This window comes from Bacillus sp. YP1 (assembly GCF_000877815.1).
In the GTDB taxonomy this organism is placed as follows: Bacteria; Bacillota; Bacilli; order Bacillales; family Bacillaceae; genus Bacillus; species Bacillus subtilis.
Genome location: NZ_CP010014.1, coordinates 2,236,494 through 2,253,012, shown reverse-complemented (window position 1 = coordinate 2,253,012; position 16,519 = coordinate 2,236,494). Strand labels below are relative to the sequence as shown.

General features: G+C 43.6%; 19 protein-coding genes and 1 pseudogene. 17 read left to right on the top strand and 3 right to left on the bottom strand.

Going from position 1 to position 16,519, the window contains the following annotated elements; translation table 11 throughout:
* The first annotated feature begins 297 nt into the window (after positions 1-297).
* Genes QF06_RS11025 through QF06_RS10990 form a run of 8 tightly spaced genes read left to right on the top strand, consistent with a single transcriptional unit; the run spans position 298 to position 5,309 of the window.
* Positions 298-816: a YqeG family HAD IIIA-type phosphatase gene (locus QF06_RS11025; protein ID WP_003226126.1), complete on the top strand. Its 519-nt coding sequence runs from the start codon at positions 298-300 to the stop codon at positions 814-816.
* A 3-nt stretch (positions 817-819) separates the two neighbouring features.
* Positions 820-1,920, top strand: a complete 1,101-nt coding sequence (yqeH, locus tag QF06_RS11020) for a ribosome biogenesis GTPase YqeH (RefSeq protein ID WP_003229966.1) — start codon at positions 820-822, stop codon at positions 1,918-1,920.
* 17 nt (positions 1,921-1,937) lie between these two features.
* Positions 1,938-2,780: a shikimate dehydrogenase gene (gene aroE / locus QF06_RS11015; RefSeq protein ID WP_041850031.1), complete on the top strand. Its 843-nt coding sequence runs from the start codon at positions 1,938-1,940 to the stop codon at positions 2,778-2,780.
* Positions 2,774-3,064 (top strand): ribosome assembly RNA-binding protein YhbY, encoded by a 291-nt coding sequence (yhbY, locus tag QF06_RS11010; protein WP_003226133.1) that lies wholly within the window; start codon positions 2,774-2,776, stop codon positions 3,062-3,064. Before aroE ends, yhbY begins: the two co-directional genes overlap by 7 nt.
* A gap of 11 nt (positions 3,065-3,075) precedes the next feature.
* A complete protein-coding gene (locus QF06_RS11005) occupies positions 3,076-3,645 on the top strand; it encodes a nicotinate-nucleotide adenylyltransferase (protein WP_004398676.1) in 570 nt (189 codons plus the stop codon).
* Positions 3,635-4,195 (top strand): bis(5'-nucleosyl)-tetraphosphatase (symmetrical) YqeK, encoded by a 561-nt coding sequence (yqeK, locus tag QF06_RS11000; protein ID WP_014480316.1) that lies wholly within the window; start codon positions 3,635-3,637, stop codon positions 4,193-4,195. The genes QF06_RS11005 and yqeK overlap by 11 nt, the downstream gene beginning before the upstream one ends.
* A gap of 17 nt (positions 4,196-4,212) precedes the next feature.
* Positions 4,213-4,569, top strand: a complete 357-nt coding sequence (rsfS, locus tag QF06_RS10995; protein WP_003237112.1) for a ribosome silencing factor — start codon at positions 4,213-4,215, stop codon at positions 4,567-4,569.
* Positions 4,566-5,309: a class I SAM-dependent DNA methyltransferase gene (locus QF06_RS10990; protein WP_032726197.1), complete on the top strand. Its 744-nt coding sequence runs from the start codon at positions 4,566-4,568 to the stop codon at positions 5,307-5,309. Before rsfS ends, QF06_RS10990 begins: the two co-directional genes overlap by 4 nt.
* A gap of 65 nt (positions 5,310-5,374) precedes the next feature.
* Here the strand turns inward: QF06_RS10990 and comER are convergent, their stop codons facing one another.
* A complete protein-coding gene (gene comER, locus QF06_RS10985) occupies positions 5,375-6,196 on the bottom strand; it encodes a late competence protein ComER (RefSeq protein ID WP_041850030.1) in 822 nt (273 codons plus the stop codon).
* An 83-nt stretch (positions 6,197-6,279) separates the two neighbouring features.
* On the opposite strand from comER, the gene comEA reads away from it, so the two are divergent.
* The 3 genes from comEA to QF06_RS10970 all read left to right on the top strand — a co-directional run bounded on the left by comEA (position 6,280) and on the right by QF06_RS10970 (position 9,867).
* A complete protein-coding gene (gene comEA, locus QF06_RS10980) occupies positions 6,280-6,897 on the top strand; it encodes a competence protein ComEA (protein WP_041850029.1) in 618 nt (205 codons plus the stop codon).
* Between the two features lie 66 nt (positions 6,898-6,963).
* Positions 6,964-7,533, top strand: a complete 570-nt coding sequence (locus QF06_RS10975; RefSeq protein ID WP_003229978.1) for a ComE operon protein 2 — start codon at positions 6,964-6,966, stop codon at positions 7,531-7,533.
* A gap of 3 nt (positions 7,534-7,536) precedes the next feature.
* Positions 7,537-9,867, top strand: coding sequence for a DNA internalization-related competence protein ComEC/Rec2 (locus QF06_RS10970; protein ID WP_041850028.1), 2,331 nt, complete (start codon positions 7,537-7,539; stop codon positions 9,865-9,867).
* A gap of 39 nt (positions 9,868-9,906) precedes the next feature.
* On the opposite strand, the gene QF06_RS21255 is transcribed toward QF06_RS10970, so the two are convergent.
* The gene (locus tag QF06_RS21255) at positions 9,907-10,041 is read right to left on the bottom strand and encodes a YqzM family protein (RefSeq protein ID WP_003229983.1); all 135 of its coding nucleotides are present in this window, start codon (positions 10,039-10,041) and stop codon (positions 9,907-9,909) included.
* Positions 10,042-10,081: 40 nt separating this feature from the next.
* Between QF06_RS21255 and QF06_RS21815 the strand changes: the two genes are divergently transcribed.
* Both QF06_RS21815 and holA read left to right on the top strand, forming a co-directional pair.
* Positions 10,082-10,231, top strand: a complete 150-nt coding sequence (locus QF06_RS21815; protein ID WP_120363468.1) for a hypothetical protein — start codon at positions 10,082-10,084, stop codon at positions 10,229-10,231.
* Between the two features lie 39 nt (positions 10,232-10,270).
* Positions 10,271-11,314, top strand: a complete 1,044-nt coding sequence (gene holA, locus QF06_RS10960; RefSeq protein ID WP_029317888.1) for a DNA polymerase III subunit delta — start codon at positions 10,271-10,273, stop codon at positions 11,312-11,314.
* 14 nt (positions 11,315-11,328) lie between these two features.
* On the opposite strand, the gene rpsT is transcribed toward holA, so the two are convergent.
* Positions 11,329-11,595: a 30S ribosomal protein S20 gene (gene rpsT / locus QF06_RS10955; protein WP_003229989.1), complete on the bottom strand. Its 267-nt coding sequence runs from the start codon at positions 11,593-11,595 to the stop codon at positions 11,329-11,331.
* Between the two features lie 203 nt (positions 11,596-11,798).
* On the opposite strand from rpsT, the gene gpr reads away from it, so the two are divergent.
* The 4 genes and pseudogenes from gpr (at position 11,799) to lepA (ending at position 16,499) form a co-directional block, all read left to right on the top strand.
* Positions 11,799-12,905: a GPR endopeptidase gene (gene gpr / locus QF06_RS10950; RefSeq protein WP_014480309.1), complete on the top strand. Its 1,107-nt coding sequence runs from the start codon at positions 11,799-11,801 to the stop codon at positions 12,903-12,905.
* Positions 12,906-12,967: 62 nt separating this feature from the next.
* Positions 12,968-14,173, top strand: coding sequence for a spore autolysin SpoIIP (spoIIP, locus tag QF06_RS10945; protein WP_014477383.1), 1,206 nt, complete (start codon positions 12,968-12,970; stop codon positions 14,171-14,173).
* Positions 14,174-14,189: 16 nt separating this feature from the next.
* Complete coding sequence (locus QF06_RS10940) at positions 14,190-14,528, top strand: YqxA family protein (RefSeq protein WP_041850027.1); 339 nt, start codon at positions 14,190-14,192, stop codon at positions 14,526-14,528.
* 133 nt (positions 14,529-14,661) lie between these two features.
* Positions 14,662-16,499 (top strand): annotated as a pseudogene (gene lepA, locus QF06_RS10935) (translation elongation factor 4).
* Positions 16,500-16,519 lie beyond the last annotated feature (20 nt).

Here is a 16,519-nt window from a genome sequence, read left to right as displayed (position 1 = left end):
CATACAATGATAAGTTGCGTTCATCTGAGGTTGAAGTTATCTTTAATCTACCATGAAATGCATATAAGAACAATCGTTCTGTTATCCACACCAAAAAGTGGATAACTTGTGAGTATCGTGTTTATAATTTGTCTAAAGAGTGATGTAATAAGAGTGGATAGTGTGTGTAAATTTATCCACACCTGGTGAAGAAACCCAATTTTTGTCGAAATTTTTTTGCTCAGTTTTTCTTTAGGCGCAAGTTCGATTTTTTTCGACAATCATTTTGAAAGATAGAAAAAGGGAAGGGTGCGGGTTTTGTTAAAAAAGTTTTTTTTACCTGACGAGTTTGTAAAAAATATTTTTCATATTACACCTGAGAAATTAAAGGAACGAAATGTAAAAGGGATTATTACTGACCTGGATAATACGCTTGTTGAATGGGACAGACCGAATGCGACGCCGCGATTGATCGAGTGGTTTGAAGAAATGAAGGAACACGGCATTAAAGTGACAATTGTCTCTAATAATAACGAAAGAAGAGTGAAACTTTTCTCAGAACCGCTTGGAATCCCATTCATCTATAAAGCAAGAAAACCGATGGGTAAAGCCTTTAATAGAGCGGTGCGCAATATGGAGCTGAAAAAAGAGGACTGCGTTGTCATCGGAGACCAGCTGCTGACCGATGTACTCGGGGGAAACCGAAACGGCTACCATACGATTTTGGTCGTGCCAGTCGCTTCCTCTGACGGATTCATTACGCGCTTTAACCGCCAGGTCGAACGCAGAATACTGAGTGCTCTCAAACGAAAAGGGCACATTCAGTGGGAGGAGTAAGAAATGGAAAAGGTTGTTTGTATCGGGTGCGGAGTTACGATCCAAACCGAGGACAAAACAGGTTTGGGGTACGCGCCGCCTGCATCGCTTACGAAAGAAAATGTGATTTGCCAGCGTTGCTTCAGACTGAAAAACTATAATGAAATACAAGATGTCTCCTTAACTGATGATGATTTTTTGAACATTCTTCACGGTATTGGAGAAACGGACTCTCTTGTCGTAAAAATTGTTGATATTTTTGATTTTAACGGCAGCTGGATTAATGGGCTGCAGCGCTTGGTGGGGGGAAACCCTATCTTATTAGTTGGCAATAAAGCGGATATTTTGCCTAAGTCACTGAAAAGAGAGCGTCTGATCCAATGGATGAAGCGTGAAGCGAAAGAGCTTGGCTTAAAACCGGTTGACGTATTTTTGGTCAGTGCGGGACGCGGCCAGGGAATCAGAGAAGTAATTGACGCGATTGAGCATTACCGCAACGGAAAAGACGTCTATGTTGTCGGATGTACAAATGTAGGAAAGTCAACCTTTATTAACCGGATTATTAAAGAAGTGTCAGGTGAAGAAGATATTATTACAACATCCCAATTTCCTGGCACAACCCTTGATGCGATTGAAATCCCGCTGGATGACGGTTCATCGCTTTATGATACACCGGGAATTATCAACAACCATCAAATGGCGCATTATGTCAATAAAAAGGATCTGAAAATATTATCTCCTAAAAAGGAGCTGAAGCCTCGCACATTCCAGCTTAATGATCAGCAAACACTGTATTTTGGCGGACTTGCAAGGTTTGATTATGTGTCTGGGGAAAGATCTCCTTTTATTTGCTATATGCCGAATGAGCTGATGATTCATAGAACAAAACTTGAAAATGCAGACGCGCTATATGAAAAGCATGCAGGGGAATTGCTCACACCTCCGGGTAAAGATGAAATGGATGAGTTTCCGGAATTGGTCGCCCATACGTTTACGATAAAAGACAAAAAGACAGATATCGTTTTCTCTGGGTTAGGCTGGGTTACTGTCCATGACGCCGATAAAAAGGTAACTGCATACGCGCCAAAAGGCGTTCATGTATTTGTTCGGCGTTCATTAATTTAAGAAAAGGGGAGAGGAGTATGAAAAAGCTGTATGGGGTTATCGGAAATCCGATTGGCCATTCTATGTCACCTGATATTCATAACGCATCATTGAAAGACCTCGGGCTTGACGGACATTATCATGCCTTCAAGGTAGAAGAGAATGATCTGGAGGATGCGGTAAAAGGAATAAGAGCTCTAGGCGTACAAGGAATCAATGTGACTGTTCCGCACAAGGTTTCCATTATGGATTATCTGGATCATATTGATGAGAGTGCAAAAGTGATCGGTGCCGTAAACACGGTCAGAAGAGAGGGAGATAAGCTTGTCGGATACAATACCGATGGGGAAGGCTTCGTGAAGTCATTAATGAAGGTATTAGACAAGCCCATCTCTGAACTGTCATTCTTAATGATCGGCGCTGGCGGAGCGGCGAGAGCCATTTTTACAACAATTGTCCGAAATACCCCGAAAAAATTTGACATTTGCAACCGGACGTTAGAAAAAGCAAAGCGGCTTACAGAAGCTACTCCCTCGTTTCACAATAAAGAAGTATTAAGCATAAAAGAAGCAGAAGAACGTCTTGAGCAGTATGATGTTATCATCCATACAACGTCTGTGGGCATGTATCCGAACGTGGACGATGTGCCGCTTTCATTACAGCGTGCCGCGAGCAGTGCCGTCGTATGTGATATCGTGTATAATCCAATACAGACGGCCCTTTTAAAGGAAGCAAGCCAAAAAGGCTTGAAAACACTCGACGGTGTGGGCATGTTTGTTGAACAGGCAGCATTGTCTTTCCAATTGTGGACTGGACAAGAGCCTGATATTGAAAAAATGAGATCCATTGTAATAGGAAAATTAGGAGGAACAGAATGTTAACAGGTAAACAAAAACGTTTTTTGCGTTCTAAAGCGCATCATTTAACGCCGATTTTTCAAGTAGGTAAAGGCGGAGTAAACGACAACATGATTAAACAAATTGCTGAGGCGCTTGAAGCGAGAGAGCTGATTAAAGTCAGCGTGCTTCAGAATTGCGAAGAGGATAAAAACGATGTAGCGGAAGCTCTTGTAAAAGGAAGCCGCTCTCAATTGGTGCAGACAATCGGCAATACGATTGTGTTATATAAGGAATCAAAGGAAAATAAACAAATCGAGCTTCCTTAAAGGTGGTTGAAATGAAGAAAATCGGAATTTTCGGAGGCACGTTTGACCCTCCGCATAATGGTCACCTCTTAATGGCGAATGAGGTGCTGTACCAGGCGGGGCTTGATGAAATTTGGTTTATGCCTAATCAAATTCCGCCGCATAAACAGAACGAAGACTATACCGACAGCTTTCATCGCGTGGAAATGCTAAAGCTTGCAATTCAATCTAATCCGTCCTTTAAGCTGGAGCTTGTTGAAATGGAAAGAGAAGGACCGTCATATACCTTTGATACCGTTTCTTTACTGAAGCAGCGTTATCCAAATGATCAGCTGTTCTTTATTATCGGCGCTGATATGATTGAATATTTGCCTAAATGGTATAAGCTGGACGAGCTGCTGAACCTCATTCAATTTATTGGAGTAAAGCGCCCCGGTTTTCATGTTGAAACCCCTTATCCGCTTCTCTTTGCAGACGTTCCGGAATTTGAGGTATCATCAACTATGATAAGGGAACGGTTTAAAAGCAAGAAGCCCACTGACTACTTAATCCCTGATAAAGTGAAGAAGTATGTAGAGGAGAATGGTTTATATGAATCGTGAGGAGGCACTTGCATGCGTGAAGCAGCAATTGACCGAACACCGATATATCCATACGGTTGGCGTGATGAACACGGCGATCGAACTTGCGGAGCGTTTTGGAGCCGATTCTAAAAAAGCGGAAACAGCGGCAATCTTTCATGATTACGCCAAATTCCGCCCGAAAGAAGAAATGAAACAAATTATTGCGCGAGAAAAAATGCCTGCGCATTTATTGGATCATAATCCGGAGCTCTGGCACGCTCCGGTCGGCGCTTATTTGGTCCAAAGAGAGGCAGGGGTTCAAGATGAAGACATTCTTGACGCCATTAGGTATCATACCTCAGGGCGCCCCGGCATGACACTTTTAGAAAAAGTCATTTACGTTGCCGATTACATTGAGCCAAATCGGGCATTTCCCGGTGTCGATGAGGTGCGTAAGCTTGCTGAGACAGATTTGAATCAAGCGCTGATTCAGTCCATTAAAAATACAATGGTTTTTCTTATGAAAAAAAATCAACCGGTTTTTCCAGACACATTTTTAACATATAACTGGCTTGTGTCTGGCAGCTGAACAGGAGGAATTTGTGAATGAACCAAAAGTCCATTTTAAAGATCGCAGCTGCGGCTTGCGACGATAAACGGGCAGAGGATATTTTAGCACTGGATATGGAAGGTATTTCTCTGGTTGCTGATTATTTTCTGATCTGCCACGGAAATTCAGATAAACAGGTGCAGGCGATTGCCCGTGAAATCAAAGATCAGGCTGAAGAAAACGGCATTCAAGTCAAAAAGATGGAAGGCTTCGATGAAGCAAGATGGGTGCTCGTTGACCTTGGCGATGTGATTGTCCATGTCTTCCACAAGGATGAAAGAAGCTACTACAACCTGGAAAAGCTGTGGGGAGACGCTCCGCTCGCAGATCTTGAGCTTGGAATGAACCAATGATTTACCAAGGCTTTGCAAGCGTGTATGACGAGTTAATGTCTCACGCGCCTTACGATCAATGGACAAAATGGATTGAAGCATCTCTCCCGGAAAAAGGCCGTATTCTCGATCTGGCATGCGGCACGGGGGAAATCTCCATCCGGCTTGCCGAAAAAGGCTTCGAGGTTACAGGCATCGATCTCAGCGAAGAGATGCTTTCTTTCGCCCAGCAAAAGGTATCGAGTAGCCAGCCTATTTTATTTCTTCAGCAGGATATGAGAGAGATTACCGGCTTTGACGGTCAGTTTGACGCTGTTGTGATATGCTGTGACTCATTAAATTATTTAAAAACAAAAAATGATGTGATCGAAACCTTTAACAGTGTTTTTCGGGTATTAAAGCCTGAAGGCATTCTGCTGTTTGATGTTCATTCATCTTTTAAAATTGCGGAAGTCTTTCCGGATAGCACATTTGCTGACCAGGACGAAGATATCAGCTATATTTGGCAGAGCTTTGCCGGAAGTGACGAGCTTTCTGTCATTCATGATATGTCGTTTTTTGTGTGGAACGGAGAAGCGTATGATCGTTTTGATGAGACACACGAGCAAAGAACGTTCCCGGTGGAAGAATACGAAGAAATGCTTAAGAACTGCGGCTTTCAGCTCCATCGCGTGACAGCTGATTTTACGGATACCGAGCCATCAGCACAATCAGAACGCCTCTTTTTCAAGGCGCAGAAATCAAAAACCATCGTTTCTTAAAACGATGGTTTTTTAAAATGCTTTTTTATGCTTTTGCAGTACAGACGAAGGTATGACATACTCGTCTACACATGAAACTGCTTTTTCACTGCGGAAATATCCTCCTCGTACTTCATATGAGTATTTTGAAATACCCGGTGAAACATATCCTGCACACCGCTTTCCAGCGCTTTAATGCCTTCTCCTGTTACACCGCCTTTAACGCAAACCTTTTCCTGTAATGCAGGCAGGGTATACAATTCGGTTTCTAACAGTTTTCCCATTCCGACAAGCATTTCCTTACACATCAAAATCGCGTCCTGTTTAGACACTGATGTTTCCGAAACAGCTGCATCTATAAACCGCTGAATCAGATAGCTCATAAAAGCAGGGCCGCAGCTTACGATGTCTGATGCAACCCTCGTGATGTCACTTTCAATTTGCAGCGGATGAGAGATATGCTGCATCAGCTCATTGATTTTCGCTTTTGCAGATTCGCTGCAGCTTGTGCCGAAAGTGACGAGAGAAACACCTGCCAGCGCTCTGTTCGTAATACTTGGGATCACTCGCGCCACTTGACACGGCACATATTGTTCGAGCTGTTCGGTTTGAACGGGGCTTGTAATTGAAATGAGAATATGATCTTTTCTTAAATAAGGTAACGCTCTTGCCAGTAAAGGATATATATCAAGCGGCTTAACACAAATAAAAATCATCTCGTTCTCAGAAACGAGCTTTTCGAGACTTTCGGTAACGTTTATGCTGTGGTAGCGGTTTTTTATGTGTAACGCTTTTTCAATTGTGCGGTTTGTGATTGTCATGTTTGAGGGATCGGCCGCTTTTGATTCAATAAATGATTCGATAAGGATCGTACCCATATTTCCTGTGCCGATAAAGCCTATCTTCAATGGTTTCCCCTCCTTTGAGCTATTATCCTCTAAACCATATGTGTTATGAAAATAAAATATGACGAAAGCGGGGAACATGCACGATGAATTGGTTGAATCAGCATAAGAAAGCAATTATTTTAGCGGCTTCTGCGGCTGTTTTCACAGCAATTATGATCTTTCTGGCCACAGGGAAAAATAAAGAGCCGGTGAAGCAAGCTGTACCAACAGAGGCAGAAAATACAGTGGTAAAGCAGGAAGCAAACAACGACGAGTCAAACGAAACAATTGTGATAGACATCAAAGGTGCTGTTCAGCATCCTGGCGTTTATGAAATGCGAACAGGGGACAGAGTATCTCAGGCAATTGAGAAAGCGGGCGGGACCAGTGAACAAGCAGACGAAGTGCAAGTAAATTTGGCGGAGATTCTGCAGGACGGGATAGTGGTGTACATCCCGAAAAAGGGAGAGGAAACAGCAGTGCAGCAAGGTGGCGGAGTGTCTGTCCAAAGCGATGGAGGGAAGGGAGCGCTGGTGAATATCAATACAGCAACCTTAGAGGAGTTACAAGGCATCTCAGGGGTGGGGCCATCCAAAGCTGAAGCTATTATTGCATATCGGGAAGAAAACGGTCGTTTCCAAACAATTGAAGATATCACTAAGGTTTCAGGAATAGGTGAAAAGTCATTTGAGAAAATAAAGTCTTCCATTACAGTAAAGTGATTTGACGGTCATGCATTATGATAGGTAAACTAAAGGTCAGGCAATACAACATTTGGAGGGAACAACGTGGAACGAATTTCATGGAATCAATACTTTATGGCTCAAAGCCATTTATTGGCGCTGCGCAGCACATGTCCGAGATTATCTGTCGGCGCTACTATAGTCAGAGACAAACGCATGATAGCAGGAGGCTACAACGGGTCAATCGCGGGCGGCGTACATTGTGCAGATGAAGGATGCTTAATGATAGATGATCATTGTGCAAGAACGATTCACGCTGAAATGAATGCGATTCTTCAATGCTCTAAGTTTGGGGTGCCGACTGATGGAGCGGAGATTTATGTGACGCATTATCCGTGCATTCAATGCTGCAAATCTATTATTCAAGCTGGTATCAAAACGGTTTATTATGCTGAGGATTACAAAACACATCCGTATGCGCAGGAATTATTTGAACAGGCGGGGGTAACTGTTGAACAGGTTGAACTCGATGAAATGATCGTTGATCTGAAAAACAGAGAAAAGCTTTCATTTGTAGCGGGTCTTATAGGGAAATTGGCCGATGCCGGTTTAGCGGAGGAAGAATTGAAAAAGATACATGAACAGGCGAATACACTTTTCACGAGCTACGTGTGATGAATGCGTAATTCGCGTTTGTTATTGCCTATGGCGGCAGCTTCGGCAACGGTTGGAATTACTGCCGCCGCTTATTTCCCCGCTATTTTTCTTTTCATCCTCTTTCTCCTCATCATTTTAATCAAAACGAGGCACGCTTTTCTTATTATTGTTTGTTTCTTCTCTTTTATATTGTTTTTTGTACTGTATGCAGTCACAGATTCTCAGAATGTCTCTTCCTATCGGCAGGGAACCTATCAATTCAAGGCAGTGATTGCCACTATTCCCAAAATTGACGGCGACCGTATGTCTATGATGGTTAAGACACCTGATAAGGAAAAATGGGCTGCTGCGTATCGCATTCAGTCTGCTGGTGAAAAAGAACAGCTGTTATACATAGAACCAGGAATGTCATGTGAGTTGACTGGTACATTGGAAGAACCGAAACACGCAACTGTGCCGGGTGCATTTGATTATAACGAGTATCTTTATCGGCAGCATATTCATTGGAACTACTCTGTCACGTCTATCCAAAACTGCAGCGAACCTGAAAATTTCAAGTACAAGGTGCTCAGCTTGAGAAAACATATCATATCATTCACAAACAGCCTGCTGCCTCCTGATTCGGCAGGAATTGTACAGGCACTTACAGTCGGTGACAGATTTTATGTGGAGGATGAAGTGCTTACCGCGTATCAAAAGCTTGGTGTTGTCCATCTCTTGGCAATATCAGGACTCCACGTGGGGATTTTGACAGCAGGTTTGTTTTATATCATGATCCGCCTTGGTATAACAAGAGAAAAGGCGTCAATTCTGTTGCTGTTATTTCTGCCGCTCTATGTGATGTTGACCGGCGCTGCTCCTTCAGTGCTACGCGCCGCTCTCATGTCGGGTGTTTACTTAGCTGGAAGTCTTGTCAAATGGCGTGTCCACTCTGCAACTGCAATTTGCCTTTCATACATCGTCCTTCTGCTCTTCAATCCTTATCATCTCTTTGAAGCCGGTTTTCAGCTATCGTTCGCCGTCAGTTTTTCTTTAATTCTATCCTCTTCTATTTTTCAGCAGGTTAAAACCTCCTTGGGGCAGCTGACAATTGTATCACTCATCGCTCAGCTGGGCTCGCTTCCGATTCTTCTATATCATTTTCATCAGTTTTCTATCATCAGCGTACCGATGAATATGTTGATGGTACCATTTTATACCTTCTGTATTTTGCCGGGAGCTGTAGCAGGTGTTCTTCTATTAAGTCTTTCCGCTTCGTTTGGGAGATTGTTTTTCAGCTGGTTTGATTTATTGATAAGCTGGACCAATAGGTTAATCACAAAAATTGCAGATGTTGATGTGTTCACGATTATGATCGCACATCCTGCACCTGTTCTGCTTTTTTTATTCACGGTCACGATCATCCTATTGCTTATGGCGATTGAAAAACGCTCCTTGTCGCAGTTGATGGTAACCGGCGGCATTTGCTGCACAGTGCTGTTTCTGCTCTTTATATATCCGTGTCTTAGTTCCGAAGGAGAAGTGGATATGATAGATATTGGACAGGGTGACAGCATGTTTGTAGGTGCTCCGCATCAGCGGGGTCGTGTCTTAATTGATACCGGCGGCACTTTGTCTTACTCGTCAGAGCCTTGGCGCGAAAAACAGCATCCGTTTTCACTGGGGGAAAAGATGCTGATTCCGTTTTTAACTGCTAAGGGAATCAAACAGCTTGACGCTTTAATTCTGACGCACGCTGACCAAGATCATATCGGAGAGGCGGAGACTCTGCTGAAGCATCATAAAGTAAAGCGCCTCGTGATTCCGAAAGGGTTCGTTTCTGAACCTAAAGATGAGAAAGTGCTGCAGACAGCCAGAGAAGAGGGAGTGACAATTGAAGAGGTGAAGCGAGGCGATGTATTGCAAATAAAGGATTTGCAGTTCCATGTACTGTCACCTGAAGCACCTGATCCGGCAAGCAAAAATAATTCATCTCTCGTTCTGTGGATGGAGACGGGCGTTCTGAGCTGGATCTTGACGGGTGATCTGGAGAAAGAAGGGGAACAGGAGGTGATGGACGTGTTTCCAAATATTAAAGCAGATGTCTTAAAGGTGGGGCACCATGGGAGCAAAGGCTCTACCGGTGAAGAATTCATCCAACAGCTTCAGCCGAAAACGGCCATTATCTCAGCCGGGAAAAACAATCGGTACCATCATCCTCATCAAGAAGTTCTGCAACTATTACAGAGACATTCTATCCGCGTGCTGCGAACAGATCAAAACGGAACGATCCAATATAGATACAAAAACAGAGTTGGAACCTTTTCTGTCTATCCTCCATATGATACATCAGATATAACAGAGACGAACTAAAAAAGACTGCCGAGAAATCAGCAGCCCGGGCAGTCGCTGTTATGAACCAACTAGGTGAATAACCGTTGCCATGACAAACAAGAAGGCGAAAAATCCGAAGGACACAACAAAACCAACAGCTGAATCTACAGCATCATTTCGTTTGCTTTGAACGTTTTTTTCAAAATCATTCAACTTTATCCCTCCTGACTGACTTAAGTATAATGGAATTGTTTTGAAAAATCTAGAAGCTAAGGTAACGTTTTCTGTTCTGGTGATTATCGCCTTTTTACAAGCTGTCCCGGGGGCTTGCGAACAGGCGTTTAATATAAATGGGGAAGCAGCAGTCAGGCTTCCTCTTTACTATTTTCCAAACTCAATTTAGGATAGAAGGGGATGATGAAAGAGAGGAAGTCGTACAACAATGGTATTTGATGTGTGGAAAAGCCTGAAAAAAGGAGATGTCCATCCAGTTTATTGTTTATACGGAAAAGAGACATATCTGCTGCAAGAAACCGTCAGCAGGATCAGACAGACGGTCGTTGATCAGGAGACAAAGGATTTCAATCTGTCCGTTTTTGATCTGGAAGAGGACCCGCTGGATCAAGCGATTGCAGATGCTGAAACGTTTCCGTTTATGGGGGAGCGGCGTCTTGTCATTGTGAAAAATCCATATTTTTTAACAGGTGAAAAGAAAAAAGAAAAAATTGAGCACAACGTCAGTGCGCTTGAATCATATATACAATCACCTGCGCCTTACACAGTCTTTGTCCTGCTTGCTCCGTATGAAAAGCTTGATGAGCGAAAAAAGCTGACGAAAGCGTTAAAGAAGCACGCGTTTATGATGGAGGCGAAGGAATTAAATGCAAAGGAAACGACAGACTTTACTGTCAACCTTGCAAAAACAGAGCAGAAAACAATCGGTACGGAAGCGGCGGAGCATTTGGTTCTGCTTGTGAACGGGCATCTGTCATCGATTTTTCAGGAGATTCAAAAGCTCTGCACGTTTATTGGAGATCGTGAAGAAATTACGCTGGATGATGTAAAAATGCTTGTTGCTAGAAGCCTTGAACAAAATATTTTTGAGCTGATCAATAAAATCGTCAACCGAAAACGAACAGAGAGTCTGCAAATTTTTTATGATTTGCTTAAACAAAATGAAGAACCGATCAAAATTATGGCGCTTATTTCGAACCAGTTCCGGCTGATTCTGCAGACAAAGTACTTCGCGGAACAGGGATACGGACAAAAACAAATCGCTTCTAATCTAAAAGTTCACCCATTTCGGGTAAAGCTGGCGATGGATCAAGCAAGGCTTTTTTCAGAGGAGGAGCTCCGTTCAATTATTGAACAGCTTGCTGTCATGGACTATGAGATGAAAACCGGGAAAAAGGACAAGCAGCTCCTGCTCGAACTGTTCCTTTTACAGCTGTTAAAAAGAAATGAAAAAAACGATCCCCATTATTGAGGATCGTTTTTATATTATGCAGAAAGTCCGTTCACTTTTTTCGCTAGTCTTGATTTGTATCGAGCTGCGGTATTTTTGTGTACAAGACCTGTTTTCACTGCTTTATCAATACGTTTAGCTGCTTCAGTAAGAGCAGTTTTCGCTTTGTCAGCTTCGTTGTTGGCAACAGAAGCTTCAACTTGTTTGATTGCAGTACGCATAGCAGATTTGATTGTCGCGTTATGAACGCGGCGTTCGTTGTTTGTTTTTGTACGTTTAATCGCTGATTTAATGTTTGGCATGTGTTTCACCTCCTAAGATACAACCTGTAGCACAGTGTCTTAAGGTTAAATCTTCTTCACAATAGAACAAATTGTATTCTATCAAACACACCTTTAGATTGCAATATAAATGTAAAGTATTTTTCATTGAAGGTTCTCTTTTTAGCATGATTCATTCAGCAAATGGCAACAATATAGGTACTTAATGTGAAGGAGGCCCCTGTATGAAAAAAAGTGAGCTAGATGTGAATCAGTATTTGATACGTACCGATTTGGCAGTGGAAACGAAGGAAGCAATGGCCAATCAGCAGGCTGTGCCGACAAAAGAAATTAAAGGCTTTATTGAAAAAGAGCGTGATCACGGCGGCATTAAAATCCGCACAGTTGATGTTACAAAGGAAGGCGCAGAGCTTTCGGGAAAAAAAGAAGGGCGCTATTTAACGCTTGAAGCACAGGGAATCAGGGAGAATGATTCGGAAATGCAGGAGAAGGTCTCTGCTGTCTTTGCAGAGGAATTCTCAGCTTTTCTTGAAAACCTTAATATCTCAAAAGATGCGAGCTGTTTGATCGTTGGGCTCGGCAACTGGAACGTGACACCTGATGCGCTTGGGCCGATGGCAGTAGAAAATCTGTTGGTAACAAGGCACTTGTTTAAGCTTCAGCCGGAAAACGTACAGGAGGGTTACAGGCCTGTCAGTGCTTTTGCACCGGGTGTAATGGGGATAACAGGAATCGAAACAAGTGACATTATTAAAGGTGTGATTGAGCAATCGAAGCCTGATTTTGTCATCGCCATTGATGCGTTGGCGGCGCGGGCGGTGGAAAGGGTCAACACAACCATTCAAATATCGGATACAGGCATTCACCCGGGGTCTGGAGTGGGGAATAAACGAAAAGATTTAAGCAAAGACACGCTTGGTGTTCCGGTGATTGCTATCGGTGTTCCGACAGTAGTTGATGCCGTGACAATTGCCAGCGACACGGTGGACTACATATTAAAACATTTTGGCAGAGAAATGAAGGATAACAGGCCATCAAGATCGCTTGTTCCGGCAGGCATGACGTTTGGGAAAAAGAAAGTGCTCACTGAAGAAGATCTTCCCGATCAAAAGCAGCGCCAATCGTTCCTGGGTATTGTCGGAACCCTTCAAGAAGATGAAAAACGGCAGCTCATTCACGAGGTGCTTTCGCCTTTAGGGCACAACTTAATGGTTACGCCGAAGGAAGTCGATTCATTTATCGACGATATGGCAAATGTTTTAGCGAACGGATTAAACACAGCGCTTCATGAAAAAGTGTCACAAGAAAACAAAGGCTCCTACAATCACTAAACAGTTCTACTTCCTCTAGCTTGTTCATAGAGTAATTACTAGACAAGCGCTGGAGGGATTCAATGAGAAATAAACGCAGAAACAGACAGATTGTTGTTGCGGTAAATGGAGGGAAAGCGGTAAAAGCCATCTTTCTATTTATCGTAAGCCTTATCGTGATTTTTGTTCTATCCGGTGTGCTGACGTCTCTCCGGCCGGAACTTAGGCCGTCGTCTGACTCTTTTTATGGGATTGCTGAAGAATTGCCGGGTGACGTATTTGCACATTTGCTGCGGATGGAAAACCATTATTTCGCTTCTGACCTCTCTCAAACAGACAGCTCATTTCATCTTTCTCGTCTTTCTTTAAAGCTGGCGACGAGCATTAACCTCGAAGATCCGCGGAGCTTTCTCGGTCGGGAGCTGCCGGGGTTTGCACAATTTGATACCGAGATTTTGTTAGCTGGACAAGGAACCGATTATACGAATATGCCTGCGGAATCGCCGCCGCCGTCTAAGGTGATGGAGGAAGAAAGGGAAGCGAATTTGGCAGAGATTGAAAAACAGCAAACGCAATCAGATAATGCGCAAAAAGATCCGCCGAAACAAACAACAGGTGATAAAAAGGTCGTGTTTATCTATCACACGCACAATACGGAATCATATCTCCCTCTATTAAAAGGCGAGACCGATCCTGACATGGCGCGCCATTCTAAAGCCAATGTCACGCTTGTAGGAGATATGTTCGGACAAGCGCTTGAATCCCAGGGAATCGGAGCCACAGTGAATAAAACCGATATACAGTCAAAATTGAATAAAAAAGGCTTAAACTATGCCAGGTCCTATGATGAATCAAGGCCGGTCGTGAAAGACGCCCTCGCTTCAAACAAAAATCTGCAATATATCATTGACATCCACAGAGACTCTCGGCGCAAAAAAGACACAACCGCAACGATTAAAGGGAAAAGCTATGCCAGGGTAGCCTTTGTCGTCGGGAAAAAAAGCAAAAACTTCGAAGAAAACTATAAAATTGCAAGTGAGCTTCATAAACTGATGGAGAAAAAATACCCCGGACTTAGCACAGGTGTCTTTTCCAAAGGCTCGCCAGGCGATAATGGTGTTTACAATCAGGATTTAACCGATAGAGCGCTTTTGCTCGAGTTTGGCGGAGTGGATAATAATCTCGAAGAGCTGCAGCGTGCGGCTAACGCGGCCGCGGACGTATTCAGCGAAATGTACTGGGATGCTGAAAAGGTCAACGCAGCGAGCGGGGAGACGAAAAAACAATAAGAAATAGGTGGTTGATTTGATTGCATACTTTGGAAAGTGCTTACTGCTTGTCACGATCATGTTTTTAGGCGTTCTGTTCGGCATGCAGCAGGCAAACAACGGGATGCTGAGTATGAAAGGCTATTATGACCCTTCACTGAAGGGGGCGTTTACGCTCACCGACGGAAAAGATAATGAAAAAGAAGCCTCAATCCTAGGAGAAACAGTCACGGCAAAAGATTTAGAAGAAAAACAAAAAGAGCTGGAAAAGGTGGAGACATTCAATATGTTTTCAAAAGCCGGAAAAGCGCTTTCGGACACCGTAACCAATACTGCCCAGTCAATGTATGAATGGATACGGGATATGAATCAATAAGTACGTGAAAGAGAAAAGCAGCCCAGATATGATAGGGAACTTTTCTCTTTCTTGTTTTACATTGAATCTTTACAATCCTATTGATATAATCTAAGCTAGTGTATTTTGCGTTTAATAGTAGGAGTGATAGATTGTGACAGATAAAGAAAAGCGTTTAGAGAGGCAATCGAGAATACGGAATTTCTCTATCATTGCCCATATTGACCACGGAAAATCGACCTTAGCGGATCGTATTTTAGAAAAAACGTCGGCAATCACTCAACGAGAAATGAAAGAACAATTGCTCGATTCTATGGATCTTGAACGTGAGCGGGGCATAACCATTAAATTAAACTCTGTTCAGCTTAAATATAAAGCAAAAGACGGAGAAGAATATATCTTTCATCTAATCGATACGCCGGGACACGTCGACTTCACGTATGAAGTATCCCGAAGCCTTGCTGCCTGCGAGGGAGCGATTCTTGTCGTGGATGCAGCCCAGGGGATTGAAGCGCAGACGCTCGCCAATGTCTACTTAGCGCTTGACAACGATCTTGAAATCCTTCCGGTCATCAATAAAATCGACCTTCCGAGCGCCGAGCCCGAACGTGTGCGCCAAGAGGTAGAAGACGTTATCGGCCTTGACGCATCAGAAGCCGTGCTTGCTTCAGCAAAAGCCGGTATCGGGATTGAGGAGATTTTAGAACAAATCGTAGAAAAGGTGCCAGCTCCGACCGGAGATCCGGAGGCGCCGCTCAAAGCGCTGATCTTCGACTCGCTTTATGACGCCTACCGCGGTGTCGTGGCTTATATCAGAGTCGTTGAAGGAACGGTAAAGCCGGGACAAAAAATCAAAATGATGGCAACCGGCAAAGAATTCGAAGTAACAGAGGTGGGCGTGTTCACGCCGAAAGCAACTCCGACAAATGAACTGACGGTCGGTGATGTAGGCTTCCTGACTGCCTCAATCAAAAATGTCGGTGACACACGTGTCGGTGATACAATAACGAGCGCTGCCAATCCTGCAGAAGAAGCGCTGCCGGGATACCGCAAGCTAAACCCGATGGTGTACTGTGGTTTGTATCCGATTGATACAGCGAAGTATAATGATTTAAGGGAAGCTCTTGAAAAGCTTGAGCTGAATGATTCCTCCCTTCAATATGAAGCGGAAACTTCGCAAGCGCTTGGATTCGGGTTCCGCTGCGGATTTTTAGGCATGCTTCACATGGAGATCATTCAGGAGCGAATTGAGCGTGAGTTCAACATCGACCTGATTACGACAGCGCCAAGCGTTATCTATGACGTGTATATGACAGACGGCGAAAAGGTCGTTGTCGACAACCCATCCAACATGCCGGATCCTCAAAAGATCGAAAGGGTTGAGGAGCCATACGTAAAAGCGACGATGATGGTGCCGAATGACTATGTCGGCGCTGTAATGGAGCTTTGCCAAGGAAAACGCGGCAATTTTATTGATATGCAGTATTTAGACGCAAACCGTGTCAGCATCATTTATGATATGCCATTAGCGGAAATCGTATATGAGTTTTTTGATCAGCTGAAATCAAGCACTAAAGGCTATGCGTCCTTTGATTATGAACTGATCGGCTACAAACCGTCCAAGCTTGTGAAAATGGACATTATGCTGAATGGTGAAAAAATCGATGCCCTTTCCTTTATCGTGCATCGTGATTACGCATATGAACGCGGAAAAGTGATCGTTGAAAAACTAAAGAACTCATTCCGCGCCAGCAGTTTGAAGTTCCGGTACAAGCCGCAATCGGCCAGAAAATCGTGGCCCGCTCCACCATAAAAGCAATGCGTAAAAACGTATTGGCTAAATGTTACGGAGGGGACATCTCGCGTAAACGGAAACTTCTTGAAAAACAAAAAGAAGGAAAACGCCGTATGAAGCAGGTCGGCTCAGTTGAAGTGCCGCAAGAAGCATTTATGGCAGTTCTGAAAATGGACGACAGTCCGAAAAAACAATAGAAGCCGCCGCAGTCTTGTAC

Bases quoted from the DNA above. Each gene is read 5' to 3' on its own strand.
- yqeH (WP_003229966.1), top strand. From the start codon at position 820: ATGGAAAAGGTTGTTTGTATCGGGTGCGGAGTTACGATCCAAACCGAG.
- aroE (WP_041850031.1), top strand. From the start codon at position 1,938: ATGAAAAAGCTGTATGGGGTTATCGGAAATCCGATTGGCCATTCTATG.
- yhbY (WP_003226133.1), top strand. From the start codon at position 2,774: ATGTTAACAGGTAAACAAAAACGTTTTTTGCGTTCTAAAGCGCATCAT.
- QF06_RS11005 (WP_004398676.1), top strand. From the start codon at position 3,076: ATGAAGAAAATCGGAATTTTCGGAGGCACGTTTGACCCTCCGCATAAT.
- yqeK (WP_014480316.1), top strand. From the start codon at position 3,635: ATGAATCGTGAGGAGGCACTTGCATGCGTGAAGCAGCAATTGACCGAA.
- rsfS (WP_003237112.1), top strand. From the start codon at position 4,213: ATGAACCAAAAGTCCATTTTAAAGATCGCAGCTGCGGCTTGCGACGAT.
- QF06_RS10990 (WP_032726197.1), top strand. From the start codon at position 4,566: ATGATTTACCAAGGCTTTGCAAGCGTGTATGACGAGTTAATGTCTCAC.
- comEA (WP_041850029.1), top strand. From the start codon at position 6,280: ATGAATTGGTTGAATCAGCATAAGAAAGCAATTATTTTAGCGGCTTCT.
- QF06_RS10970 (WP_041850028.1), top strand. From the start codon at position 7,537: ATGCGTAATTCGCGTTTGTTATTGCCTATGGCGGCAGCTTCGGCAACG.
- holA (WP_029317888.1), top strand. From the start codon at position 10,271: ATGGTATTTGATGTGTGGAAAAGCCTGAAAAAAGGAGATGTCCATCCA.
- rpsT (WP_003229989.1), bottom strand. From the start codon at position 11,595: ATGCCAAACATTAAATCAGCGATTAAACGTACAAAAACAAACAACGAA.
- gpr (WP_014480309.1), top strand. From the start codon at position 11,799: ATGAAAAAAAGTGAGCTAGATGTGAATCAGTATTTGATACGTACCGAT.
- spoIIP (WP_014477383.1), top strand. From the start codon at position 12,968: ATGAGAAATAAACGCAGAAACAGACAGATTGTTGTTGCGGTAAATGGA.